The 22,426-nt window shown below is 72.3% G+C and carries 24 protein-coding genes, 1 pseudogene and 1 riboswitch; of the genes and pseudogenes, 17 read left to right on the top strand and 8 right to left on the bottom strand.

Annotated features, from left to right (window positions below; translation table 11 throughout):
- Nucleotides 1-38 precede the first annotated feature (38 nt).
- Nucleotides 39-635 carry an NAD(P)H-dependent oxidoreductase gene (locus ACRQ4B_RS15090; protein ID WP_439692209.1) on the top strand — a complete coding sequence of 199 codons (597 nt, stop codon included), beginning with the start codon at nt 39-41 and terminating at the stop codon, nt 633-635.
- Nucleotides 636-834: 199 nt separating this feature from the next.
- On the opposite strand, the gene aroQ is transcribed toward ACRQ4B_RS15090, so the two are convergent.
- Nucleotides 835-1,278: a type II 3-dehydroquinate dehydratase gene (aroQ, locus tag ACRQ4B_RS15085; RefSeq protein ID WP_439692208.1), complete on the bottom strand. Its 444-nt coding sequence runs from the start codon at nt 1,276-1,278 to the stop codon at nt 835-837.
- A gap of 139 nt (nt 1,279-1,417) precedes the next feature.
- Here aroQ and ACRQ4B_RS15080 point away from each other — a divergent pair, with 139 nt between their 5' ends.
- Together ACRQ4B_RS15080 and ACRQ4B_RS15075 are read left to right on the top strand one after the other, a co-directional pair.
- Nucleotides 1,418-3,088: a sodium:solute symporter family protein gene (locus ACRQ4B_RS15080; protein WP_439692207.1), complete on the top strand. Its 1,671-nt coding sequence runs from the start codon at nt 1,418-1,420 to the stop codon at nt 3,086-3,088.
- A gap of 19 nt (nt 3,089-3,107) precedes the next feature.
- Entirely contained in the window at nt 3,108-3,437 is a 330-nt protein-coding gene (locus ACRQ4B_RS15075) for a hypothetical protein (RefSeq protein WP_439692206.1), read from the top strand.
- A gap of 272 nt (nt 3,438-3,709) precedes the next feature.
- Here the strand turns inward: ACRQ4B_RS15075 and ACRQ4B_RS15070 are convergent, their stop codons facing one another.
- A complete protein-coding gene (locus tag ACRQ4B_RS15070) occupies nt 3,710-4,243 on the bottom strand; it encodes a DUF3800 domain-containing protein (protein WP_439692205.1) in 534 nt (177 codons plus the stop codon).
- Between the two features lie 96 nt (nt 4,244-4,339).
- Between ACRQ4B_RS15070 and ACRQ4B_RS15065 the strand changes: the two genes are divergently transcribed.
- Genes ACRQ4B_RS15065 through ACRQ4B_RS15055 form a run of 3 tightly spaced genes read left to right on the top strand, consistent with a single transcriptional unit; the run spans nt 4,340 to nt 6,286 of the window.
- Complete coding sequence (locus tag ACRQ4B_RS15065; RefSeq protein WP_439692204.1) at nt 4,340-4,756, top strand: VOC family protein; 417 nt, start codon at nt 4,340-4,342, stop codon at nt 4,754-4,756.
- 49 nt (nt 4,757-4,805) lie between these two features.
- Nucleotides 4,806-5,438: a DNA-3-methyladenine glycosylase I gene (locus ACRQ4B_RS15060; RefSeq protein ID WP_439692203.1), complete on the top strand. Its 633-nt coding sequence runs from the start codon at nt 4,806-4,808 to the stop codon at nt 5,436-5,438.
- Nucleotides 5,439-5,476: 38 nt separating this feature from the next.
- Nucleotides 5,477-6,286, top strand: coding sequence for a DJ-1/PfpI family protein (locus tag ACRQ4B_RS15055; protein ID WP_439692202.1), 810 nt, complete (start codon nt 5,477-5,479; stop codon nt 6,284-6,286).
- 26 nt (nt 6,287-6,312) lie between these two features.
- On the opposite strand, the gene ACRQ4B_RS15050 is transcribed toward ACRQ4B_RS15055, so the two are convergent.
- A complete protein-coding gene (locus ACRQ4B_RS15050; RefSeq protein ID WP_439692201.1) occupies nt 6,313-7,071 on the bottom strand; it encodes a LysR family transcriptional regulator substrate-binding protein in 759 nt (252 codons plus the stop codon).
- Nucleotides 7,072-7,104: 33 nt separating this feature from the next.
- On the opposite strand from ACRQ4B_RS15050, the gene ACRQ4B_RS15045 reads away from it, so the two are divergent.
- Both ACRQ4B_RS15045 and ACRQ4B_RS15040 read left to right on the top strand, forming a co-directional pair.
- A complete protein-coding gene (locus ACRQ4B_RS15045; protein ID WP_439692200.1) occupies nt 7,105-7,494 on the top strand; it encodes a DUF5997 family protein in 390 nt (129 codons plus the stop codon).
- A gap of 29 nt (nt 7,495-7,523) precedes the next feature.
- The gene (locus tag ACRQ4B_RS15040) at nt 7,524-8,030 is read left to right on the top strand and encodes a hypothetical protein (protein ID WP_439692199.1); all 507 of its coding nucleotides are present in this window, start codon (nt 7,524-7,526) and stop codon (nt 8,028-8,030) included.
- Here ACRQ4B_RS15040 and ACRQ4B_RS15035 read toward each other — a convergent pair whose 3' ends face one another.
- Nucleotides 8,031-8,471 (bottom strand): phage holin family protein, encoded by a 441-nt coding sequence (locus ACRQ4B_RS15035; RefSeq protein WP_439692198.1) that lies wholly within the window; start codon nt 8,469-8,471, stop codon nt 8,031-8,033.
- A gap of 223 nt (nt 8,472-8,694) precedes the next feature.
- Complete coding sequence (locus tag ACRQ4B_RS15030) at nt 8,695-10,170, bottom strand: MFS transporter (RefSeq protein WP_439692197.1); 1,476 nt, start codon at nt 10,168-10,170, stop codon at nt 8,695-8,697.
- Between the two features lie 109 nt (nt 10,171-10,279).
- On the opposite strand from ACRQ4B_RS15030, the gene ACRQ4B_RS15025 reads away from it, so the two are divergent.
- Both ACRQ4B_RS15025 and ACRQ4B_RS15020 read left to right on the top strand, forming a co-directional pair.
- Complete coding sequence (locus tag ACRQ4B_RS15025) at nt 10,280-10,876, top strand: TetR/AcrR family transcriptional regulator (protein WP_439692196.1); 597 nt, start codon at nt 10,280-10,282, stop codon at nt 10,874-10,876.
- Between the two features lie 17 nt (nt 10,877-10,893).
- Nucleotides 10,894-11,421 carry an Lrp/AsnC family transcriptional regulator gene (locus tag ACRQ4B_RS15020; protein ID WP_439692195.1) on the top strand — a complete coding sequence of 176 codons (528 nt, stop codon included), beginning with the start codon at nt 10,894-10,896 and terminating at the stop codon, nt 11,419-11,421.
- Nucleotides 11,422-11,474: 53 nt separating this feature from the next.
- Here ACRQ4B_RS15020 and ACRQ4B_RS15015 read toward each other — a convergent pair whose 3' ends face one another.
- Nucleotides 11,475-11,906 carry a GNAT family N-acetyltransferase gene (locus ACRQ4B_RS15015; protein ID WP_439692194.1) on the bottom strand — a complete coding sequence of 144 codons (432 nt, stop codon included), beginning with the start codon at nt 11,904-11,906 and terminating at the stop codon, nt 11,475-11,477.
- A gap of 110 nt (nt 11,907-12,016) precedes the next feature.
- On the opposite strand from ACRQ4B_RS15015, the gene ACRQ4B_RS15010 reads away from it, so the two are divergent.
- From ACRQ4B_RS15010 to ribH, 7 genes and pseudogenes are all read left to right on the top strand, one after another.
- Complete coding sequence (locus ACRQ4B_RS15010) at nt 12,017-13,312, top strand: hypothetical protein (RefSeq protein WP_439692193.1); 1,296 nt, start codon at nt 12,017-12,019, stop codon at nt 13,310-13,312.
- An 85-nt stretch (nt 13,313-13,397) separates the two neighbouring features.
- Nucleotides 13,398-15,068, top strand: coding sequence for a hypothetical protein (locus tag ACRQ4B_RS15005; RefSeq protein ID WP_439692192.1), 1,671 nt, complete (start codon nt 13,398-13,400; stop codon nt 15,066-15,068).
- A gap of 189 nt (nt 15,069-15,257) precedes the next feature.
- Nucleotides 15,258-16,595: an alpha/beta hydrolase-fold protein gene (locus ACRQ4B_RS15000; RefSeq protein WP_439692191.1), complete on the top strand. Its 1,338-nt coding sequence runs from the start codon at nt 15,258-15,260 to the stop codon at nt 16,593-16,595.
- Complete coding sequence (locus tag ACRQ4B_RS14995; protein WP_439692190.1) at nt 16,592-19,087, top strand: bifunctional lysylphosphatidylglycerol flippase/synthetase MprF; 2,496 nt, start codon at nt 16,592-16,594, stop codon at nt 19,085-19,087. Before ACRQ4B_RS15000 ends, ACRQ4B_RS14995 begins: the two co-directional genes overlap by 4 nt.
- A 175-nt stretch (nt 19,088-19,262) precedes the next feature.
- Nucleotides 19,263-19,397, top strand: a riboswitch (FMN riboswitch).
- A gap of 90 nt (nt 19,398-19,487) precedes the next feature.
- A complete protein-coding gene (locus tag ACRQ4B_RS14990) occupies nt 19,488-20,213 on the top strand; it encodes a riboflavin synthase (RefSeq protein ID WP_439692189.1) in 726 nt (241 codons plus the stop codon).
- Nucleotides 20,213-20,854: pseudogene (gene ribB, locus ACRQ4B_RS14985) on the top strand (3,4-dihydroxy-2-butanone-4-phosphate synthase); the annotation flags it as partial. The gene ACRQ4B_RS14990 and the pseudogene ribB, both read left to right, overlap by 1 nt.
- Before the next feature lie 41 nt (nt 20,855-20,895).
- Nucleotides 20,896-21,375 (top strand): 6,7-dimethyl-8-ribityllumazine synthase, encoded by a 480-nt coding sequence (gene ribH, locus ACRQ4B_RS14980; RefSeq protein WP_439692188.1) that lies wholly within the window; start codon nt 20,896-20,898, stop codon nt 21,373-21,375.
- A 240-nt stretch (nt 21,376-21,615) separates the two neighbouring features.
- Here ribH and ACRQ4B_RS14975 read toward each other — a convergent pair whose 3' ends face one another.
- Together ACRQ4B_RS14975 and ACRQ4B_RS14970 are read right to left on the bottom strand one after the other, a co-directional pair.
- Nucleotides 21,616-21,786 carry a hypothetical protein gene (locus ACRQ4B_RS14975; protein WP_439692187.1) on the bottom strand — a complete coding sequence of 57 codons (171 nt, stop codon included), beginning with the start codon at nt 21,784-21,786 and terminating at the stop codon, nt 21,616-21,618.
- Nucleotides 21,787-21,853: 67 nt separating this feature from the next.
- On the bottom strand, nt 21,854-22,402 hold the full coding sequence (locus tag ACRQ4B_RS14970) for a TetR/AcrR family transcriptional regulator (RefSeq protein ID WP_439692186.1): 549 nt from the start codon (nt 22,400-22,402) through the stop codon (nt 21,854-21,856).
- Nucleotides 22,403-22,426 lie beyond the last annotated feature (24 nt).

Below are 22,426 nucleotides of genomic sequence, written 5' to 3'. Positions count from 1 at the left end.
CCGACCGTGCGACGAGCAGGCGTGTGAGCATCGACCGCATGAGCGGAGAACTCGTCGTCGGTGTCAGCGGCAGCCCATCGGACCCCTCGCGGACGTCCACCCTGGTGGCTGCCACCGTCGCGCGCCTCGGCCAGGAGATCGAGGACGCCCGGACCGAGACGATCGAGATCGGTCCGCTGCTCGCCGACCTCGGTGCGGCCCCGTCGCGCGAGGCCATGTCGCCGCGGACCATCCGGGCGCTCGAGACGGTGGAGGCGGCCGACGTGCTCGTCGTGGGCAGCCCCGCGTTCCGTGCCGCGTACTCCGGCGCCTTCAAGTTGTTCTTCGACTGGATCGGCCAGTACGACCTCGTCGACACCCCGGTGCTCCTGACCGCCACCGGCGGGAGCGACCGGCACGCGCTGCTCGTCGAGCACCAGATGCGGCCGCTGTTCGGCTTCTTCCAGTCGACCACCCTGCCGATCGGCGTCTTCGGCAACGAACGGGACTTCACGAAGCGCGAGGGGGGCTACGACATCACGAGCGTGGACCTCGAGCTCCGCATCGACCAGGCGGTGCACCGGGCGCTGCCGATCATCCGCGGCGGGTTCGCCACCGCGGGCGCCGGCGAGGTCCGTCGCCCCGCCGACTTCTGAACACGGGCGGCCGTTCCGCGCGAAGGAAGCCGTTCCGCGCGTAGGAAGCGGAATCGCGCGTAGGAAGCTGGAATTTCCGGTCTCCTACGCGCGATTCCGCTTTCCAGGTCACGCGCCATGGGAAGAAAGGGGCGCGCCACGCTCAGGCGGACGGGAGGCTCGTGGCGGCCCCGCCCCGCGCCTCCAGTCCGCCTCGGGGTCAGTCCTGCAGGGACGCGACGTGCGCGACCGCCAGGCGGTAGCCGTCCGGGCCGGCGCCCGCGATGACCGCGGTCGCCGCTGTCGCGACGTGGTCGACGTGCCGGAACGGCTCGCGCTTCCACGTGTTCGACAGGTGCACCTCGACAACCGGCACCGAGAGCGCCTCGACGGCGTCGTGCAGCGCGACCGAGGTGTGCGCGTACGCGGCGGGGTTGATCACGACGCCGACGAAGTCGTCGAGTGCCTCGTGCAGCCACTCGACGAGCTCGCCCTCGCGGTTCGTCTGCCGGAAGTCGGCGTCGAGCCCGTGGACCGCGGCCTCGGTGTGCACGATGGCCTCGATCTCGGCGAGCGTGACCGTGCCGTACTGCTCGGGGTCGCGCCGCCCGAGGATGTCGAGGTTCGGGCCGTTGAGGACGAGGATGCGCGACTGCTCGGTCATGTCGCGAGCCTACCGAGGGTCCGCAGTGGCATCACGAGCGCTATGCATACCTCGGCTATGTGAACGGTCACAAATCGGTGTAACGTTCCCGTCCGGGTCGGCAGAGTTGTCGATCGCAACACACTGACGTGGAGTTTGAATGGTTCTCGCTGCAGCGAACAACGGGATCCGGCTCGATCTGGGCTGGGTCGACTACCTGATGATCATCGTGTACTTCGCGGTCGTCATCGGGATCGGGTTCACCGCCCGGAAGCAGGTCCGGACGAGCATGGACTTCTTCCTCTCGGGCCGCTCGATGCCCGCGTGGATCACGGGCCTGGCGTTCGTGTCCGCGAACCTCGGCGCGACCGAGATCCTCGGCATGGCCGCCAACGGTGCCCAGATCGGCATGGCGACCCTGCACTACTACCTCGTGGGCGCCGTGCCGGCGATGGTGTTCCTCGGGCTCGTGATGATGCCCTTCTACTACGGCTCGAAGGTACGTTCCGTGCCCGAGTTCATGCTGCGGCGGTTCGGCAAGGCCCCGCACCTGGTGAACTCGATCGCGTTCGCTGTCTCGAACGTCCTCATCGCGGGCATCAACCTCTACGCGATGGCGATCGTCATCGAGGCGATGCTCGGCTGGCCGGAGTGGCTGGCAATCATCGTCTCCGCCGGCTTCGTCCTCGTCTACATCACGCTCGGCGGCCTGAGCAGCGCGATCTACAACGAGGTCATGCAGTTCTTCGTGATCATCGCCGGGCTCATCCCGCTGACGATCGTCGGCCTGCACCGCGTCGGCGGCTGGAGTGGACTGAGCGAGGCCATCGTGAAGACCCAGGGCGTGCAGCACCTGCAGGCGTGGGCCGGCACCGGCTTCGGCGACGTGACGAACCCGATCGGCGCGAACTGGCTCGCGATCGTGCTCGGCCTCGGCTTCGTGCTGGGCTTCGGCTACTGGACGACGAACTTCACCGAGGTCCAGCGTGCGTTCTCCGCGAAGAACATGTCGGCTGCCCGGCGCACCCCGCTGATCGCCGCGATCCCGAAGCTCTTCATCCCCGCGATCGTCGTCATCCCCGGTCTCATCGCCGCGGCCGTCGTCGGCAACCAGTTCGCCGACGGGTCCCTGACCTACAACGACGCGATCCCGAAGCTCATCCAGATGTACCTGCCGACCGGTGTGCTCGGCGTCGCCGTCACCGGTCTGCTGGCCTCGTTCATGGCCGGTATGGCCGCGAACGTCTCGTCGTTCAACACCGTCTTCACGTACGACATCTGGCAGCGCTACATCAAGCCGAACATGCCCGACGTGCACTACCTGAAGACCGGACGCTGGGTCACCGTGGTCGGTGTCCTGGTGGGCATCGCGACCGCGTTCATCGCCGCGCAGGCGTCGAACATCATGACGTACATGCAGACGCTGTTCTCGTTCTTCAACGCGCCGCTCTTCGCCGTGTTCATCCTCGGTCTGCTCTGGAAGCGGATGACCACCGCTGGCGCCCTCTGGGGGTACGTCCTCGGCATCGTGACGCCGACGATCACCTGGATCGCCTACCTGGTGAACCCGAAGCTGTTCGCCACCGCGACCGCCGAGACCCTGTACGGCGCGATCATCTCGTTCGTCACCGTGCTCGTCGTCGGGTTCGTCGTGTCGATGGTCACCAAGCCGAAGCCCGAGAAGGAGCTCGGCGGCCTGGTCTACGGCGTCGGCAAGATCGACCTGCACGGCGACTCCGTCGCGACCGACACCGCGTGGTACCGCTCCCCGGCGCTGCTCGGCACCGTCGCACTGATCCTGTGCGTCGTCCTGTACCTCCCGTTCCTCTGATCCGCGAAGGAGATCTCCCATGAGCGACACCACCACCGCCATGACCGAGGAGCAGAAGGCCGCCCTCGTCCGTTCCACCCGTCGGCTCGACCTGCGCCGCATCCTCGGCGGTCTGTTCGTCCTGTACGGCGTCATCACCACGATCGTCGGCATCGTCCACTGGAACACCGACCCGGAGAAGACCGGCGGCATCCACATCAACCTGTGGGTCGGGCTGTCGATGCTCGTCGGCGGGCTGCTCTTCTTCCTCTGGGACCGGCTGAACCCCGTCCCGGCGGAGGACATCATCGGCCAGGCCGAGGCCGAGGCGCAGCAGAAGGCCGCGGGCGAAGGGCGCGAGGTGCACTGAACTCGGTGCGCCGACGGTCGCGTTGCCGACTCGGAACGACGAAGCCGCTGTCATGCGACAGCGGTTTCGTCGTTCCACGACGGGCGTGCCGGGAGGCGCGGTGCACGTCGTCGGATCGGCTGCGGTGCGCCGCGCGATGGGTTGACGCCACGGTTCGCCGACCAGTAGTATTGATATGTCGATCGGGTGTTCTCGGTCGGAAGTGATCCCCGGATTACCTGCAGCCAGCGCGGGGCCCGGGGATTTGCGCTGTCCGGACCGGACGCGCCGGATCAGGACACCAGCAGTTCACGAACCCGGAGGGTGTCCGTCAGCACGCCGCTGCCGTGTGCACCACACGCGACGTCGGCGAGCGCAAGGAGTGGTTCGTCCGTGCCGCGTCGGTGCTCGTGCCGAAGGTGCACACCGAGTCCGCGCGCACGCATCGTGTCGATCATCTTCTGATCGCTTCGATCTGCGTGCGGACCGCGAGACTCGAACACCAGGTGGCGGACGCCACGGAGGTCGAGCTCGTGGACGAGTCGTTCGAGGCATCGTCGACGACGACGCTCTGGCCGGGCCGCGACGCCGTCGTACCGGATGACGAGGATCTCGACGGCGCGGCGGAGGAGATCGAGCCACGAGATCCGCTGCGCCGTCAGGGCCTCGTACCAGTGCAGTTTCCGCATCCGAGTCGGCCGGAGGTGCTCGACCGCGCGGCGCGCATCGGGTTCCTCGTCGAGGTCGATCACGACTGCGGCGAGGAGGTACGCCGTGTGGTCTCGCCCGCCGCCCGGTTCGGACTCGTCCACGTAAGCGCGCTGCATCCGGTGAGTATATTACGTACCAGTTCGTACCGAGAAGGAACGGTTGCGCCGGCCGCACCGTCGGGCCAAGTTGATCTCGACGAAAGGAACCCGCCCATGGACACGATGGTCTTCATCAACCTGCCCGTCGCCGACCTCGAGCGCTCGAAGGCGTTCTACGAGGCGCTCGGCTACTCGATCAACCCGGCGTTCAGCGATGACACCGCGGCGTGCGTCGTGGTGAGCGACACGATTTACGTCATGGTGCTCACGCACGCCAAGTTCGCCGAGTTCACCGACAAGACCATCGCCGACGCCGGCACGATCGAGGTCATCAACTCCCTCAGCGCGTCGTCGAAGGACGAGGTCCACCGCATCGTCGACGCCGCGGTGCTGGCCGGCGGCACCGAGGACCGACCGGAGATGGACCTCGGCTTCATGTACCAGCGGAGCGTCGTCGACCCGGACGGCCACCGCTGGGAGTACGTGTGGATGGACCCGCAGGCAGCACAGGACGGTCCACCCGCGGAGTGACGACGGGACGGCGGTGGGCGGTGTCGGCAGCACGCACCAGGATGGTCCCATGAGCACCGACCCCGTCGCCGCGCCCGGATCCGTCTCCGTCTCGTCGGACCTCGTCGTCGGGGAGGACGGCCTCGCCCGACCGGTGTGGGCGTCGGCCGACGAACTGCTGCGCGACTACTACGACAGCGAGTGGGGCATGCCCGTGCGTGACGAACGGGGCGTGTTCGAACGGCTCTCGCTCGAGGCGTTCCAGTCCGGCCTGTCGTGGCGCACGATCCTGGCGAAGCGGCCGGCGTTCCGTGCCGCCTTCGCCGACTTCGACGCCGACACGGTTGCCGGGTTCGGCGAGGACGACGTCGCCCGGCTGATGGCGGACGCGGGCATCGTCCGGAACCGGGCGAAGATCCTCGCGACGATCACGAACGCCGACGCCACGATCGCCCTGCGCGAGGACGGCGGGCTGGCCGAGTTCGTCTGGTCGTTCCGCCCGGCGTCGACCCCGGAGCCGCACTCCTCCGCCGAGGTGCCGACGCGGTCCGACGAGTCGATGGCGCTGTCGAAGGCCCTCCGGAAGCGTGGGTTCGCGTTCGTCGGACCGACCACGATGCACGCGCTGATGGAGGCGCTCGGCATCGTCGACACCCACCTCGTCGGCAGCCACCGACGCGGCACCTCCGGCGTCTGGAACTGAGCGGCGCGTCGGCGACCCGGCAGGGCTATGGTCGCGACATGAGCTCCGAGAACCCGCGTGTCCGCGCCGTGCACCCGGTCGACGCCGAGGTCGTCGAGGTACCGGTCGAGGCCTCCGTGCCACCCGCCGAGCACGTCGCGGGGGAGCAGCCGTCCACGCCCGAGCACGACCCGGACGAGGTCCGCATCGCGTTCCTGCTCTTCCCGGACCTCACGCAGCTCGACCTGACCGGCCCGGCACAGGTGCTCGCCCGCGTCCCGGGGGCCCGGGTGGAGTACGTCGCCGCCACCCTCGACCCGGTGCCGAGCGACTGCGGACTCGCACTCGTCCCGACGACCACGATCGCCGCGGCCGGCCCCGCCGACGTCCTCGTCGTCCCGGGCGGCGAGGGTGCGTTCGACGCCATGCTCGACGCCGAGGTGATCGGGTTCGTCCGGCGTGAAGCCGAGCGGGCGACCTGGGTGACCTCGGTCTGCACGGGCGCGTTCGTCCTCGGCGCCGCCGGACTCCTGGCGGGCAAGCGGGCGACGACGCACTGGGCGTCGCGGCCCATGCTCGGCGCGTTCGGCGCCCAGCCGGTGGACGACCGGGTGGTGGACGACGGCGCGGTCGTGACCGCCGCCGGGGTCAGCGCGGGCATCGACATGGCGCTGTGGCTCGCGGCGGAGCTCGCCGGTCAGCCCGCGGCCGAGGCGATCCAGCTGCAGATCGAGTACGACCCGCAGCCCCCGTTCGACGCCGGTTCGGCGACGCGCGCGGACACCCGGATCGTCACGGCAGCGCGCGCAGCGGCCGAGGACTCCCGCGGCGAACGGGTCGCACGAGCGGCTGCGGCGGTGATGCGCTGACGCGGTCGGTCAGCCTGGGGGCCGGGTCAGCGGTTGCCCTTCGAACCGCGCTTCGGCTTGCCCTTCATGCCGCGCTGCACCCGCCCGCGACCGGTGGAGTTCTTGCCACCGCCGCTCTTCGCGCCGGTGCCCTTCGTGGCACCGCGCTTGGCGACGGTCTTCTTGTTGGCTGCGGTGGCCTTGCCGCCACCGGACGGACGGGTGCCGGCGTCCGCGGTGCGGTCCGTGCCTCCCGGCTCGTCCTGCGCGCCCCGCGAACTGTTGGCGGTCCGCCCGCGCACCACGCCGATGAACTCCTCCGTCGTCTCGGAGGCGTCCTCGTCGCGCCAGACGAGCGCGATCCGGGTGCCGGGCGACCCGACGAGCGGCCGTGCCAGGAGGTCTTTCCGGCTCGCCGCACGGAAGAGCGACTGGGGGAGCACCACGACACCGACGTTCGCCTCGACGAGGTCGAGCGCGGCGTCGACGTCCGCCGGCACCGGGCCCGCGTCGACGACGTGCACGTCGGTCTCCGACAGGTCGATCTCGGCGAGGTCTGCGAGGGGGGAGTCCTTCGGCACGGCCACGACCGCCGTCTCCGTCCAGAGCGGGATGGCGTTGTGGCCGTCCGGGAACGGTGCCCGGGCGAAGGCCATGTCGGGCTCGCCGGCGAGCGTCTCGACGACCTCGTCCGCGCCGATCGCCCGCAGTCGGAGCTCGATCGTGGGGAAGCGATCGCGCCAGACGCGCGCCCACTTCGCCGGGGACACCCCTGGTACGAAGGCGATGGTCAGGGCGGCGGTCATGCAAACGAGCATACGGGCCGTACCCTTGTCGGTATGGCGCAGGAACAGACCATGAAGCCCGAGACGGCCGCGAAGAAGCTCGGCATCCTGCTGGCGGCGGCCCCGGAGACCTTCCAGGGCGCGCCGATCAGCCGGACCGCGTTCGACGAACTCCGCACGGAGCCCCCGACCTGGCTCGAGGACCTCCGACGCGACGGCCCGCACCCGCGACCCGTCGTGGCGCAGAAGCTCGGCGTGTCGATCTCGGGGCTGACCCGTGCCGGCATCGAGGAACCCCTGACGACGGCGGCGATCAAGTCGCTGCTCGAGGAGAAGCCCGAGTGGCTCGTCCGTGAGCGTGCGACCCAGGCGGCCGTGCACGCGGAGAACGCCCGTGTGAAGCAGGAGCGCGCCGCCAAGGCCGCCTCCCGCGCCGCGGACTGACCGGTACCCCGCCAGCCCGAGGCCACGCCGTGCACGAGACCGTCGCCGACGCCATGCTCGTCGTGCCGCAGTTCGCGTCGGTGTGCTGCATCGTCGGTGACCGCTACCGGCCGCGGCCCGGGGTGATCGTCCCGGCGGCGGTGATGCTCGTCGCGATGCTCATGCCCGTCGTGCACGCCGGGGCGGTGTGGACGTTGCTCGCCGCGACGCTGCTCCTCCTGCTCGCACCGCTGCCCGTGATGCGCCGTCGCCGCGCGGACGGCCACCGTGCGGAACCGATGGACGTGCACCGTGCACTGTCGGCCGTCGTGATGGCCGGGATGCTGTTGATGGGGCACGCGACCGGTCTCGCCGACGGCCACGCCGGCCACGGGATCGCACTGACCGCCATGCTCGGCGCCGGGGTCATCGGCTACTCCGCGTTCAGCGGGTGGCTGCTCCGGTACGAGTGGGCCCGGGAGGACCGCCGGGCCGTCCGCAGCGGCGAGGTGTTCGCGATGACGGTGGCGGTCGTCGGCATGACGCTCGCGATGTAGTCAGGCGGCGTCGTCTGCGTCCGCGGTGCTCGCGGAGTGGACCCGCTCCTTCGTCTCGCGGATCGTGTCGCGCGGTACCGGCGGCACGCCGCGCCGGATACCGCGCACGCCGACAGCCAGCAGGATCGCGGTCACGATCGCGAAGACCACGACGGTGATCCCGGTGGCAGCCCAGAGCGGCAGCGCCAGCTCGAGGAGTGCGACCGCGAAGCCGGCGAGGGCCACGAGCGTCGTCAGGGCGAAGGCCACCCCGACGCCGGCCAGCACCAGCCCGGTCTTCGCACTGCTCACCCGCTCGCCGACCTCACGCCGTGCCGACGCGACCTCGTCCCGCACGGCACGCAGCACCGGCTCGAGTGCCTTCTGCACGAGTCCGGCGGTCATCGTGTCGCGGAACGACGGCTTGCTGGTACGGCCCTCGTCGTGGTCGGTGCTGCTCATGGGGTCTCCTGTCCGGGGCGCGGCGCTCGCACCCACGGGGTGGACGCCGTGGAGCCGATGATCGTCACGTCACCTGCGGCAGTGCTCGGCGCCTTCGCAGGTTCAGCGGGTGGTCCGACCGCGGAGCAGGTGCCCCACCGCGGGTGGACACCGCAACGGCCTGGAGGCCCGCCCCGCGTCGACGACGCAGGTCGGGCCTCCAGGGACGGTCACTGCCCGGGCGTCAGGAAGCGACCTCGTCGAGGTCGTCGATCCCGCGCGCGGCGGCCGCGGCACGGCGCGCTCGCATCGACGGCGCGACGAGCGCGCCGGCGACGGCGAGGACGGCGACGCCGGTGCATGCCCAGAAGCCGATCGTGAACGCGTCGTCGGTCGGCAGGCCCTGCGGGGTGCTGTGCGAGGTGATGAGCGCCGCGATCACGGCGGTGCCGACGCTCGACCCGATGGTCCGGACGACGGTGTTCGCGCTGATCGCCTCACCGGTCTGGTTGGCGGGGACGCTCTCGATGATGGCGTTCGAGCAGGCTGCGAGGGCCAGGCCGATGCCGATGCCGGTGAGGACGCCGGACACGACGACCTCGGCGATGGCGGCGTGCGAGACCGCGGGGATGAGGAACGCGGCGACGATCGCGAGCCCGCCGAGCAGCATCGGCGGCTTCGGCCCGACCTTGCGGACGAGGATGCCGGCGATCGGTCCGGCGACGATCATCATGACGACGGTCGGCAGCAGGAAGAGCCCGGCCTCGGTGACGTCCTTGCCGAAGCCGTAGCCGACGGCGGTCGGCAGCTGCAGCAGGGTCGGGACGAGGACGAACGTGCCGAACATCGCGAAGCCGAAGACGAGCGCGACGACGTGGGCGGTCCAGACGCCGCGGACCGCGAAGAGCCGGACGTCGATGAGGGGTTCGGCGACCCGGAGCTCGACGAGCACGAACGCGACGAGGGCCACCGCGCCGAGGACCAGCAGGCCGATGGTCTTGCCGTCGCCCCAACCCCAGGTCTCGCCCTCGCTGACCGCGAGCAGGATCGCCACGAGGGAGATCGCGAGGACGAACGTGCCGACCATGTCGAGCCGGCCGGGCTTCCGCACGGGGGACTCGGGCATGCCGAAGACCGCGCCGAGCAGGGCGATCACGACGAGCACCGCCGGGAGCCAGAACAGCCAGTGCCACGAGAGGTGCTCGACGATCGGTCCGGCGGCGACGATGCCGACGCCCGCACCGATGCCGAAGATCGCGGAGAGCAGGCCGATCGTGACGCTGACCTTCTCCTTCGGGAGCTCGTCGCGCACGATCCCGATGGACAGCGGCATCACGGCGCCCGCGGCCCCCTGGAGCGCCCGGCCGACGATCAGCGTGCCGAGGTTCGGCGCGAGGGCGGCGAGCACGGCCCCGACGAGCAGGATCGACAGGACGATGATCAGGACCTTGCGCTTGCCGACCATGTCGCCGAGCCGGCCGAGGATCGGCGTGAGCACGGACGCGGAGAGCAGGTACGCGGTGAGGACCCAGCTCGTGGCGCTGGTCGACGCGCCGAGGTCCTGGCCGATCGTGGACAGCGCGGGGGCGACGAGCGACTGCAGCACCGCGAAGGACAGGCCGCCGAGGGAAAGGTAGACGATGATCGCCGTGCTGTTCGGCCGACGTCCGTCGGTGGTGGGGTGGGACCCGGTGCGCGGGGTCTCCATGGTCTCGGTCATCGTGCTCCGTGAGGTCGATGTAAACGTTTGCTGACTCGTCGAGGGTACGCGGTTCGCCCCCGATGTCAACACTTGCTTACATCGCGGTCCGACCCGGTACGCTTCGATCATGAGCAAGGACGCCGCGGCCACCCGTCTGCTGCTCGTGCAGGCCGCGCGGCGTCGCTTCGCGTTCGACGGCTACCGCGCGACGACCGTGCGGGACATCGCCGCCGACGCCGGGGTGAACGTCGCGCTCATCAACCGGTACTTCGTGTCGAAGGAGGGCCTCTTCCGCGCCTGCCTCGACCGCGTCGTGCACGACCTCGGGGACGACCACGACGGTGGCCGCGCCCTGGTGCCGGACCTCGAGCGCGCCCTGCAGGACCTCATCGGTCACATCGTGCGGTCGCCGACGGACGAGGACTCGATGCAGCTCATGCTGCTGCTCCGCTCGTCGGGGGACGACGGTGCAGACGCCATCCGCCGCGAGACCCTGCGCCGGTACGCCGAACGGCTCGCCGGCGCGGTCGGCCGCGAGGTCACCGAGGACCTGCTCGTCCGTGCCGAGATCGCGCTCTCGGTGGTGCTCGGCATGACGATGCTGCGCACGTCGACGCAGGTCGAGCCGCTCGCCTCCGTGGACGCCGCAGCGGTCGCCGGACCGCTGGAGGACGCGCTGCGGGCCCTGCTCAGCGGGACGACGGCGGCGCGGTCGACGGGGTGACCCGGTAGCGTCGGACCGTGTCCGATCGTCCCGTCCGCCGCCACGACCCCGCTCCGCGCCTCGACGAGGTCGACGAGCGGATCCTCTGGACGCTGGCGGCCGACGCCCGCATCCCGAACAACCGTCTGGCCGCAGCGGTCGGCATCGCACCCTCGACGTGCCTGACACGGGTGCGGGCGCTGGAGGACGCCGGGGTGATCCGCGGGTACCGGGCCGAGGTCGACGTCGCCCGGCTCGGGTTCGCGATCGAGGCGATGGTCTCCGTCCGGGTGCACGCCGCCGCGCGGCATGAGCTCCGCGACTTCGCGAAGCGGTTGCTCCGGGTGCCCGTCGTGCAGGACGTCTCGTTCCTGGCGGGGGACAAGGACTTCCTCGTGCACATCGCGTGCACCTCCACCGAGCAGCTCCGGGACTTCGTGGCCGACGAGCTCAGCGGCGATCCGTCGGTGGCGACCACGCAGACGAACATCGTGTTCGAGCGCCTCGTCGCCGATCGTGCACACCAGGGCCGCTCGTTCGACGAGCTCCGCCGCTGGCGCGCCTGAGGCTCAGCGCTCCGCGATCGGCGCCCGATCCACGCCCGGTGGCCGCCGGAGCGTCACCGCGTCCGCGCCATCGGCAGGTGCGGGATGCCGTCCTCGGAGAAGTCCTCGCCCGATCGCACGAACCCGAAGCGGGCGTACCACTGCTCCAGGTGCGCCTGGGCGTCGATCGCGATCCGCGACGACCGTGCCTCGGTGATCGCGGCCTCCATCAGCTGCGCCGCGAGCCCCTGGCCACGGGACGCGGCAGCGGTCGCGACGCGGCCGATGCGCTCGGTGCCGTCGGGCTCGCGGAGGAGTCGGAGCGTGGCGTCGACCGAGCCCTGTCCTGCCCAGAACTGCAGCGTCCCCGGTTCGAGGTCGCGGCCGTCGATGTCCGGGTACGCGGCGCCCTGCTCGACGACGAAGACGTCCTGCCGGAGCCGGAGGATCTCGTGCAGCGTCACGATGTCGAGGTTGCGCGTCGGAGCGTTGAAGATCGAGACCAAGACCGGCCTTTCCTGACGAATTCTCCCGGAACAGGTGCGTTCCGGAGCGGACCGGCGTACCGTGCCGGACAACCACTCTACGTGCGCAGCCGAGATCAGGAGGTGAGCGCATGGACCAGCCGTTGCGCGCACCCTGGCGCGCGATCGTCCGGTACGCCGTGCTCGGCGTCGGCATCGCCGCGGCCCTCGTGCTGCTCTCGCTCGTGCTCGGTGCACGACCGGCGTCCGCCGCGGCCCCGGCACCCTCGGGTGGACTCGTCCAGGGGCTGCGTGACACCGTCCACGGCGTGACGAACGGCGTCGGACGGACGGTGGAGGGCGTGGTCGACCCCGTCCGGGGCGCCGTCACCCCGGCCGCGCCCGCCCCGGCCGCTGCGTCCGCTCCGGCCGCTGCGTCCGCTCCGGCCGCTGCGCCCGCTCCGGTCCAGGTCCCTGCTGCTCCGGCCCCGGCCCCGGCACCTGCCGTCGCGGTTCCGCCGTCGACGGCCCCCGCGCCCACATCGGCGGCTCCGGTCGCCGCTGCGCCGGCCACCGCCCCGTCCCCGGTGACGAGCGTCTCCGCGCCGGCCCCGAGCGCCGCACCGGCCACCGCGCCGACACCGGCCATCCCGGTCGAGCAGGCCGACCCCGGTGTGGTGAGCAGCGTCTCCCGGCCGCTCACCGGCACCGTCGCCACCGTGCTCCGCCCCGTCACGGACTCCGTGCAGTCGGTCACCGGGGCGCGCCCGGTCACGGCCGTCGTGCACCTCCTCGACCAGGTCGTGGGCGGCGTCCCGATCGTCGGGACGATCGTCGGCGACGACACCCTCGGCACCGTCACCCGTCCGGTGACCGGACTGGTCGACGACACCCTCGGCGGCGTCGGACGGACCGTCGGGTCCGTCCCCGACGTGGTCGCGGCCGTGCCGCCCGTCGTGGACGGCAGCCTGCCGGGAGGCGCGGATCCCGTCGCGGAGGTCCCCACCGGTCCGGCGGGCGGCCGGTCCACGGCCTCGGGTGCCGGCACGACGTCGGTCCCGGTGGACCGCACCGCCACCGCGGCGGCCGGACCAGGTGCCGCTCCGGCGGACACGTCCAGCGGTCGCGCGACCGGTGGAGCCGCGGCAGCCACCGTCGTCGCGGGGAACCCCACGGCAGTGCTCGCCGTGCAGGACGCCACCGTCGGCGGGCGGGCGCTCCTGGTGCCGGAAGGCCGGGGACCCGTCGGCGGGCACGACCCGCTGGACGGCCCCGGTGCGGGCGTCCTCGGCGGCAGCAGCGCCGGGTCTGCAGGTTCGGCCGCAGCCCTCGGCATCGTCGGTTCGACCGACGGACTCGACTCCCTCGCCGCGGGGTCACGCGGCAGCCTCCCCGACGACGCCGTTCCCGCGTCGATCGTCGGCGAGCACGACGTCGCACCTGACTGAGATCGGTGCGCCTGTCCGCCACGGCAGGCACGCACCACCGGCCGCGTCCGCGGTCGGTCATCGATCTCGATCAGGAGCAACGACCATGAACAAGTACGTCTCGAGAGGGCTGTGGTTCACCCTCTTCCTCGGCGGGCTGACGCTCGGGGGTGCCGTCGCAGCGAACGCGGCGACCACCTCCGGTGCGGACGGCACCGCCTCGGGCACCCAGGTGGCACCGTCGATCAGTGCACCGGTGTCCGCGTCCGGCAATGCCCTCGGCGTGCTCGGCGACGCAGTGTCGTCGATCACGTCGGCGCCCACGGCCGCACCTGCACCCGCTGCGCCCGCTGCACCGGCTGCAGCTGCCGCTCCGTCGACCTCCGGCGCTGACGGCACCGCATCCGGCACGCAGGTCGTGCCCGCGGTGACGGCTCCGGTGCACGTCACCGGCAACGCCGTCGCGGTCGGCGGGGACGCGGCGGCCGCGGCCCCGGCGTCAGCTCCGGCACCGGCCGCTCCGGCACCGGCTGCCGCTCCTGCACCCGCCGCTCCGTCGACGTCGGGCTCGGACGGCACCGCCTCGGGCACCCAGGTTGCGGGGAACGTGACCGCTCCGGTGACGGCGTCGGGCAACGCGGTCGCCGTCGCTGGTGACGCCACCTCGGTGTCGACGCCCACGACTCCGGCCGCCCCGGCCACTCAGGCCGTGGCGGCTCCGGCCCCGACGACGTCGGGCGCGGACGGAACGGCCTCCGGCACCCAGGTGGCACCGATCGTGTCCGTTCCGGTGACGATCTCGGGGAACGGGATCGGCGTCCTCGGCGACGGCAGCGCCACCGCTCCCGCCGGTCCGACCGACCCGATCGCGGCCGCTCCGACCGCGTCGTCGACCCCGGCGTCGACCTCGGGGAGCGACGGCCTGCTCTCGGGGTCGCAGGTCCTCGGTGCCGTCTCGGTGCCGATCACGGTGTCCGGCAACGGCATCGGACTGCTCGGTGACGGCGAGTCGAACGGTGCCACGGCTCCGGCGACCGGGTCGACGGGCACGGGCAGCACCGCGCCGGTCGCCGGCGGTTCGACCTCCGGGTCGGACGGCATCGCCTCGGGTTCGCAGGTCTCGCCGGTGGTGTCGCTGCCGGTGACGATCAGCGGGAACGGCATCGGCCTGCTCGGTGACGGCACGAGCTCCGGCTCGACCGGCCCGGCGACGGGCACCACGCCGACCGGCCCGGCCGTCCCGGGCACCGGTGGGTCGACCTCGGGTGCAGGCGGACTGCTCGGCGGCACGCAGGTCGCCCCGGTCATCAGCCTGCCGATCACCATCGGCGGGAACGGGATCGGCGTCGTCGGTGACGGCACCAGCACCACCACCACGCCGGGCACCGGCACCGGCACCGATCCCGGCGACGGGACCGACCCTGGTGACGGCACCGACCCCGGGGACGGCACCGACCCCGGCGACGGCACGACCCCGGGTGGCGGCACGGATCCCGGTGACGCGACCGGCGCCGGCGACGGCAGCACGCCGGGTGCGGTGACCACCCCGGTGACCGCCACCGTTGTGGCGACGGCGACCGGTGCCTCCCGGCCCGGCACGGTGCTCACGACGGCCGGTGTCACGACGGTCGCCCAGACCGCCGTCCGCACCGTCGCGGCCAGCACGCAGCCCGCGCTCGCCTACACGGGAGCGACCTCGCCGGTCGTCCCCGCGGGCTTCGCGCTGCTCCTGCTGTTGGCCGGAGCAGGGACGCTGGTGCTGCGCCGGCGGCACTGAGGCGGTCCGACGGCTCGGAGGGGCACCGCGCGGCGGTGTCCCTCCGAGCCGTGCCGTCCGGCTGCGCCGGCCGCGCACGGCACGCTGGGAGGAACGTGATCGATTCCTGGACGTCGACGATGTCCAACCTGTGCACAGCAGAAGCGCGTCCGAGGCTGTCCGGCAGCGGCGGAACGCCACGATGAGAACGTGTTCCACGACTTGCTCCGCATCCCCATCACCGGGCCGGACGTCCTCGTACCGGTCGACGTCGTCGCCGCGGTCCTCACGGCCTGGGTCGTGGTGGCACCGCTCCTGAACCGGAAGCGCCCCCACCGGGTCCGGGCCGTGCTGTTCCGCGTCGGAGCGCTCGTCGTGGGTGCCGGGATCGGCCTCGTCGCGGTGTGGTGGACCGGTGACGTGCTCGACCTCTTCGGCGTCGCGTTCACGCCGGTCACCCGGATGTGGATCGCGTTCGCCTTCGCCGGGATCGCCCTGCTCGTCGTGGTCCTGGTGCAGGGCGGGTGGACGCTCCGCGTGGTGGCGCTCGGTGCTGCCGCGGTCGTCGTGCTGTCGGCCGGGCTCGGCGTCAACGTCGACTTCGGCTTCTACAAGGACGTCGAGCAGGCCATCAAGACGAACCCGTACCCGGCGAGGTCGCTCGCCGTGCTGCCCCACGAACGCACCGGAGGGGTCGTCGACGCAGCGCAGTGGCGGGCCCCCGCCGGCATGCCGCGCACCGGCGAGGCGTTCAGCGTCCGGATCCCCGGCACGGTCTCGCACTTCCGGGCGCGAAAGGCCGTGGTGTGGCTGCCGCCGGCCGCGCGGACGGCGCACCCGCCGACGCTGCCGGTGCTCGTCGCGCTCTCCGGGCAACCCGGCGAGCCGTCCGACCTCTTCCAGACCGGCGACCTCGGCCACTACCTTGACCGGTATGCCGATGCGCACCACGGACTCGCCCCGATCGTCGTCGCCCCGGACCAGCTCGGCGCACCGGCACGCAACCCGATGTGCGTCGACAGCCGTCGGCTCGGCCGGAGCGCGACGTACGTCATGACCGACACCGTGCACTGGATCCGGCAGCACCTGCCCGTCGCGACGACGCCGAACGCCTGGGGGATCGTCGGCTTCTCCGAGGGCGCGACGTGTGCGATGCAGTTCTCCACGGCGCACCCCGACGTGTTCGGCAGCGCGCTGGCGATCTCGAGCGAACCGGCTCCGCGCACCGGCAGCGTGCAGAACTCCATCACGGAGGGCTTCGGCGGCTCGGCGGCCGCGTACCGAGCCGCGGCCCCGAGCGCGATCATGGCCGCGCACGGCAAGTACCAGGACCACCTCACCGTGTTCGGCGTCGGCCAGGACGACGCTCCCTACCGGGCGACGGCCGAGGCGCTCCGGGCGGACGCCGAGCGGGCCGGCATGCAGACGTCGCTCATCGTGTCGCCCGGGTCCGCCCACGACTGGAACACCGTCCGCTACGTGCTCGCGCACGGACTGCCCCCGGTCATCGGACACCTCGGCCTGCCCGCGACGACGGGCTCCCTGTGACCGCGCCGTCCGGAGGCTCGGCGACGCCGTCCGGCGGCTCCGCGACGCCGTCCGCCGGCTCCGCGACGCCGTCGCGCGGGTTCCGCTCGACGGCCCGTGCTGCCTGGCGGACGATCCGTCGGCACCCGGTCACCGCGGCGATCGTCGTCCTCGTGCTCGCGACCTCGGTGACGACCGTCGCGCTCCGCGTCCACCACGGCGGGACGGAACCGTTCGGCCCGTTCCGGGTGTTCGCGGCGTCCACCGGGGTGCTCGCGCTCCTGCTGACGATCGCCGGGGTGGTCGTGCTCGTCGGGACGGCCGAGCGGCTGCTCGGGTCCTGGCGGACGGTCGTCGCGTTCGTCGTCACCACGGTGGTCGGCACCGGGGTGGGGGCGCTGAGCGCGTTCATCGACTCGGACGGTCGCGAGGTCGGGCCCCTGCTGCTCGGGCGCGCGACGAGCTTCGACCCGTGGACGGCCATCGTCGGCACGATCGTCACCGCGAGCGCGTTCGCCGGACCCCTGTGGCGGCGGCGCATCCGGGTCAACGCCCTGGCGGTGGTGGCCGCGCTCCTGCTCTACGCCGGCCATGCCTCCGACCTGTACGCCGTGCTCGCGGCCGCAGCGGGATGGGTGCTCGGCGAACTCCTCCGCCGCACCCCCAAGCGGATCGGGTGGGTGCGGAGCTCCCACCGCGAGACCCGGGTCCTGCTCGGCACCGTCGTCCTGGTCTCCGCCGTCGGTCCGGTCATCGCGCTCGTCTCCCGCGCCCGGGTGGGTCTGCTCGCGCCGCTCGCCGCGGTGGTGGGCGCCGGCCCGGTCTCGCCCGTGCACGGGTGCCGAGCCGACGGGATCGCGGGGGAGTGCCTCCGCGCGCTGCTGCAGTACCGGGCGACGGACCCCTGGACGGTCGTCCTCGCCGCCGCGCCGCTGCTCGTCCTCGTGGTCGGTGGCCTCGGGCTGTTCCGCGGCAGTCGCTTCGCGGTGTGGCTCGTCGTCGTCGTCGACGTCGTCACCGCGATCGCCGCGGCCGTCACCTACGGGCTCGTCCCGGGCCGCGTCGAACAGCTGCACGGCATGGAGGACCAGTTCATCGTCGACGTCTCGATCACGGCGTCGATCGTCGTGCCGCTCGCGACCGCCGCCGTCCTCGTGCTGCTCCGACGGTCGTTCACGGTGCTGCCCTCGCGGCGACGCGTCGTGGCCTTCACGGTGACCGTGGCGGTCGCCGCGGCGGTCATCGTGACCGGCGTGTACGTGACCGCCGCCTCCTCACCGCAGCACGTCGAGGACCCGCTCCGTCTGGCGGTCGCGGCACTCGGGCCGCTCGCACCGGTGACGTTCTGGGACCGGCTGCCGTCGCTCCCGCCGGCACTCCGCGTCGTGATCGGCGTGGCCGGACCGCTGCTCTGGTTCGTCATCGCCTTCGCGGCCGTCCGACCGACCGGGGCCGTCGAACCGGATGCCGACGCGGACGGCACCCGACACGACCGGGAACGTGCCCGAGCGCTCCTCGAAGCGGGCGGCGGGGACGCGTTCGGCTGGATGACGACCTGGCACGGCAACGCGTACTGGTTCGCCGACGACGGCCGCGCCGGGGTCGCCTTCCGCCGGAACGGCCGGATCGCGGTGACGGTCGGCGGTCCCTTCGGCTGGCCCGACGCCCGCGCCGGAGCGATGACCGCGTTCGCCCGGTGGTGCGACGACAACGGCTGGACCGCCGTCTTCTACGGCATCGGCACCGACGCCGCGCAGACCCTCACCGCGCAGGGCTGGGGCACCCTGCCGGTCGCCGAGGACGCCGACTTCGACCCGCGCACCTGGACCACGAGCGGCAAGAAGAAGCAGGACGTCCGCACGTCGGTGAACAAGGCGACGCGCGAGGGGCTCACCGCCACCTGGTCGAGCTGGCAGCAGCTGCCCGCCGCCACGACACGGCAGATCGAGGCGATCTCCGAGGAGTGGGTGGCCGAGCGGGAACTGCCCGAGATGGGCTTCACCCTCGGTGGCGTCGACGAGATGCGGGACCCCGCCGTCCGGACCCTCGTCGCGCAGGACCCCGAGGGCACCGTGCTCGCCGTCACGAGCTGGCTCCCGAGCCACCGTGAGGGCCGGGTCGTCGGGTGGACGCTCGACGTCATGCGCCGAACAGGGGCGGCACCGAACGGGGTGATGGAGTTCCTCGTCGCGAGTGCGGCGGACCGGATGCGCGAGGACGGGGTGGAGCGGCTCAGCCTGTCGGCGGCACCGCTCGCGCAGGCCTCGGAAGGATCGTCGACGAACGACGGCGTGCAGAACCTGCTCGACCTGGTCGGCGGGGTCCTCGAGCCGGTGTACGGCTTCCGGTCGCTGCTGCGGTTCAAGCTGAAGTTCGGCCCGGAGCTGCACCCGCTCGTGCTCGCCTACCCGGACCCGGTCGCCCTGCCGGCGATCGGCATCGCGGTGGTCCGCGCCTACCTGCCCGACCTGTCGCTCCGGCAGGCGGTCGCCCTGGCGCGCGGACGCGGCTGAGCGGACCACGCGTCCGCCCCGCGGCCGGCGTGACCACACGGCGGACGGGAGGCACGGTGTCCGCCCGCCCCGTCCCTCCAGGCGCGGCCGTCCCCGCGCCTCCACGACGCCCCGTTACGTCCCCGGAACCGGCGCAACGTCGTCGTCATCCGGGTGGGGTATCGTTCCGGGTACGCAAGCGCTCCGGGGTCGGTGCAAGTCCGAACCGGTGGTGACAGTCCACGAACTGATGACGGGTGCGAACCCGGCAGAGGTTGACCCGGCGGAAATCCGGGACCGACGGTGAGAGTCCGGATGGGAGGCGCGCTGGCGGACGAGACGTCCCACGACCCGTGGCGGCGACCCGTCCGTCGATGCCGACGATCGTCGAACACCCCGGAGTCCCGTTGAGAGGACACCAGTGTTCACCGGCATCATCGAGGAACTCGGCACCGTCACCGCCGTGGAGCAGCACGGCGACTCCGTGGCGCTCACCGTCCGCGGCCCGCTCGTCGTGGCCGACGCTCGGCACGGCGACTCCATCGCCACGTCCGGCGTCTGCCTGACCGTCGTCGAGCAGACCCCGGAGACCTTCACGGCGTTCGTCATGAAGCAGACGCTCGACATGAGTGCGCACGGTTCGCTCGCCGTCGGCGACCGCCTGAACCTCGAGCGTGCGGCCTCCGTCGGCGACCGGCTCGGCGGGCACATCGTGCAGGGTCACGTCGACGGCACGGCGACCGTCGTGGAGACCGCCGACGGCGACGGTTGGCGGCGCGTGCGGTTCTCGCTCGCCCCGGACCTCAGCCCGCTCGTCGTCGACAAGGGCTCCGTCGCGATCGACGGCGTCTCGCTGACGGTCAGCGCCGTGTCGTCCGAGGACACCCCGGTGGACAGCGCCTGGTTCGAGGTCAGCCTCATCCCGGAGACGCTCGAGGCCACGACGCTCGGTGCCCGGGTACCGGGGGACCGGGTCAACATCGAGACCGACGTGCTCGCGCGGCACGTGCGGCGGATGCTGCGGCTCGACGCTGCGGCGGCGTCGGCGTCGGCGTCGGCGGCGTCGGCGGTGCAGGCGTCGGCGGTGCCGGTGTCTGCGGTGCCGGCGTCGGCGTCACTCGAGTCGGTCGGACTGGAGGCACGGTGATGGTCGCCGAGGCGGCTCCGGCTCCGCAGGCGCTCGGCCTGTCGAGCATCGCCGACGCGATCGCCGCGATCGCCGCCGGACGACCCGTCATCGTGGCGGACGACGAGGACCGCGAGAACGAGGGCGACGTCATCCTGTCCGCCGAGCTCGCCACCCCGGAGTGGATCGCCTGGACGGTCGCGCACTCGTCCGGGTTCATCTGCGCGCCGGTGAGCGTCGAGATCGCGGACGCGCTCGACCTGCCGCCGATGGTGCAGCACAACGAGGACGTCCGCGGCACCGCGTACACCGTCACCGTCGACGCCGCCGTCGGGGTGACCACCGGCATCAGCGCGCACGACCGTGCCCGCACGCTGCAGGTCCTCGCCGACCCGGCCTCGGTGCGCGACGACCTGCACCGCCCCGGCCACGTCGTGCCCCTGCGCGCTCGGCCGGGCGGGGTCCGCGAGCGTGCGGGCCACACCGAAGCAGCGATCGAGCTCGTCACCGCAGCGGGCCTGCGCCCGGCAGCGGCGATCTGCGAGATCGTCGACGAGGACGGCAGCATGATGCGGCTGCCCGGCCTCCTCGGACTCGGGGCACGCGCCGGCGTGCCCGTCATCACCATCGCCGCACTCGTCGAGTGGCTCGACGCGGCAGACCGGGCAGCGGCGGAGTCCGTGCCCACGGAAGGAACGACACGATGAGCGGAGCAGGCGCGGCGGACCGCGACCACGTCGACGGCACGGGGATCCGGGTGGCGATCGTCGCCGGGCAGTGGCACGACGCCATCGCCGGTGGCCTCCTCGCCGGGGCGCAGCGCGAGGTCGAGCGGCTCGGTGCCACCGCGCAGGTCATCCCGGTCCCGGGCAGCTTCGAGCTCCCGGTCGTGGTGAAGACCGCTCTGGAGTCCGGGTTCGACGCGGCGGTCGCCCTCGGCGTGATCATCCGCGGTGGCACCCCGCACTTCGAGTACGTGTCGGACGCGGCCACGAGCGGACTCACCCGCGTCGCGATCGACACCGGCAAGCCCGTGGGCTTCGGCGTGCTCACCCTGGACGACGAGCAGCAGGGCATCGACCGCGCCGGGCTCCCGGGCTCGAAGGAGGACAAGGGTGCCGAGGCCGTGCACGCTGCCGTGTCGACCGCGGTGACGCTGCGGGCGCTGCGGGTCCTCGCGTAGGCCGCTCCGGGCGCCGGGCGCCGGGCGCCGGGCGGGTTCGACCGGTGTTGCGCCCCGCGGCGGACACCGCGCCCCGTACGTTCGGGGCGCGGTGTCCGCGAAGGGGCGCGAACCCGGCGCGCGTGGAGCGTGGACGTCACGCGAGGGTCGCGGCGCCGACGTGGAGGTCCCACCCGACGCCGGGAACACGAACGGGCCCCGCACCTCGAGAGGTGCGGGGCCCGTTCGTGCGCGGCGTGACTACCGCTTGCCGAACACGTGGATCGGCAGGAAGAACGACAGGCACATGAGCAGGACGCCGCCCATGAACACGAAGGCCTGACCCGAGCTCACCTGGAACGCGAAACCGAACAGGTACATCGACACCAGCAGCAGCAGGATCGAGAAAACAGCGGCGATGACGCGGCCCACAGTGGTACCTCCGGAGATCAGGCGGGTGGATCGGACCCAGTCTATCCCCAGGAGCGGGGATCGGCGTTCACGCGCCGGGACGGGTGGCGATCAAGCGGTCGACGACGGCGAGGAGCGGCTCCATCTCGACACTCGCCCGGTCGGGGCGGCCGTCGCTCGCGGCCCCGAGCGACGCCGCGTGGTACAGCCCGTCGCCCATGAGCTTGATCGCCTGCGCCGTGGGGGCGTCGCCGAGCGAGTCGACGAGGGTCGCGAGCCAGGCGTTCTCGGTGTCGTCGAGGGTCCGGCCCGCCTCTTCGTAGCCGGCCTGCTGGAGGCGGCTGGCGGCGAGCAGTGCGAGGTCGAGCTCGCTGCCCACGAACTGGCAGTTGCGGACGAAGTACCGGGCGGCGCCGTCCTCGGCGTCCCGCATGCGCTCCACGTCGATGGCGGAGAGGTCGGAGAGTCGCTCGCACAGCCCCTCGACGAGGGCCGCCTTCGACCCGAAGTGGTAGAGCAGTCCGCCCTTGGAGACCCCGGCGCGTGCGGCGACGGCGTCCAGCGTCGCCGGACGCTCCCCCTCTTCGCACACGATGGCGACGAAGCTGTCGAGGACACGGTCGCGAGCACTTGCCATGAGGGGAGTCTAGGGAACACCGGC

The sequence above is a fragment of the Curtobacterium sp. SP.BCo genome, assembly GCF_051903265.1.
Classification (GTDB): Bacteria; Actinomycetota; Actinomycetes; order Actinomycetales; family Microbacteriaceae; genus Curtobacterium.
The sequence above is the reverse complement of the archived record's forward strand: the minus strand, read 5'-3'. Positions and strand labels throughout refer to the sequence as shown.

Excerpts from the sequence above, each read along its gene's own strand:
- ACRQ4B_RS15090 (WP_439692209.1), top strand. The coding sequence starts at position 39 with ATGAGCGGAGAACTCGTCGTCGGTGTCAGCGGCAGCCCATCGGACCCC.
- aroQ (WP_439692208.1), bottom strand. The coding sequence starts at position 1,278 with ATGACCGAGCAGTCGCGCATCCTCGTCCTCAACGGCCCGAACCTCGAC.
- ACRQ4B_RS15080 (WP_439692207.1), top strand. The coding sequence starts at position 1,418 with ATGGTTCTCGCTGCAGCGAACAACGGGATCCGGCTCGATCTGGGCTGG.
- ACRQ4B_RS15075 (WP_439692206.1), top strand. The coding sequence starts at position 3,108 with ATGAGCGACACCACCACCGCCATGACCGAGGAGCAGAAGGCCGCCCTC.
- ACRQ4B_RS15070 (WP_439692205.1), bottom strand. The coding sequence starts at position 4,243 with ATGCAGCGCGCTTACGTGGACGAGTCCGAACCGGGCGGCGGGCGAGAC.
- ACRQ4B_RS15065 (WP_439692204.1), top strand. The coding sequence starts at position 4,340 with ATGGACACGATGGTCTTCATCAACCTGCCCGTCGCCGACCTCGAGCGC.
- ACRQ4B_RS15060 (WP_439692203.1), top strand. The coding sequence starts at position 4,806 with ATGAGCACCGACCCCGTCGCCGCGCCCGGATCCGTCTCCGTCTCGTCG.
- ACRQ4B_RS15055 (WP_439692202.1), top strand. The coding sequence starts at position 5,477 with ATGAGCTCCGAGAACCCGCGTGTCCGCGCCGTGCACCCGGTCGACGCC.
- ACRQ4B_RS15050 (WP_439692201.1), bottom strand. The coding sequence starts at position 7,071 with ATGACCGCCGCCCTGACCATCGCCTTCGTACCAGGGGTGTCCCCGGCG.
- ACRQ4B_RS15045 (WP_439692200.1), top strand. The coding sequence starts at position 7,105 with ATGGCGCAGGAACAGACCATGAAGCCCGAGACGGCCGCGAAGAAGCTC.
- ACRQ4B_RS15035 (WP_439692198.1), bottom strand. The coding sequence starts at position 8,471 with ATGAGCAGCACCGACCACGACGAGGGCCGTACCAGCAAGCCGTCGTTC.
- ACRQ4B_RS15030 (WP_439692197.1), bottom strand. The coding sequence starts at position 10,170 with ATGACCGAGACCATGGAGACCCCGCGCACCGGGTCCCACCCCACCACC.
- ACRQ4B_RS15025 (WP_439692196.1), top strand. The coding sequence starts at position 10,280 with ATGAGCAAGGACGCCGCGGCCACCCGTCTGCTGCTCGTGCAGGCCGCG.
- ACRQ4B_RS15010 (WP_439692193.1), top strand. The coding sequence starts at position 12,017 with ATGGACCAGCCGTTGCGCGCACCCTGGCGCGCGATCGTCCGGTACGCC.
- ACRQ4B_RS15005 (WP_439692192.1), top strand. The coding sequence starts at position 13,398 with ATGAACAAGTACGTCTCGAGAGGGCTGTGGTTCACCCTCTTCCTCGGC.
- ribH (WP_439692188.1), top strand. The coding sequence starts at position 20,896 with ATGAGCGGAGCAGGCGCGGCGGACCGCGACCACGTCGACGGCACGGGG.
- ACRQ4B_RS14970 (WP_439692186.1), bottom strand. The coding sequence starts at position 22,402 with ATGGCAAGTGCTCGCGACCGTGTCCTCGACAGCTTCGTCGCCATCGTG.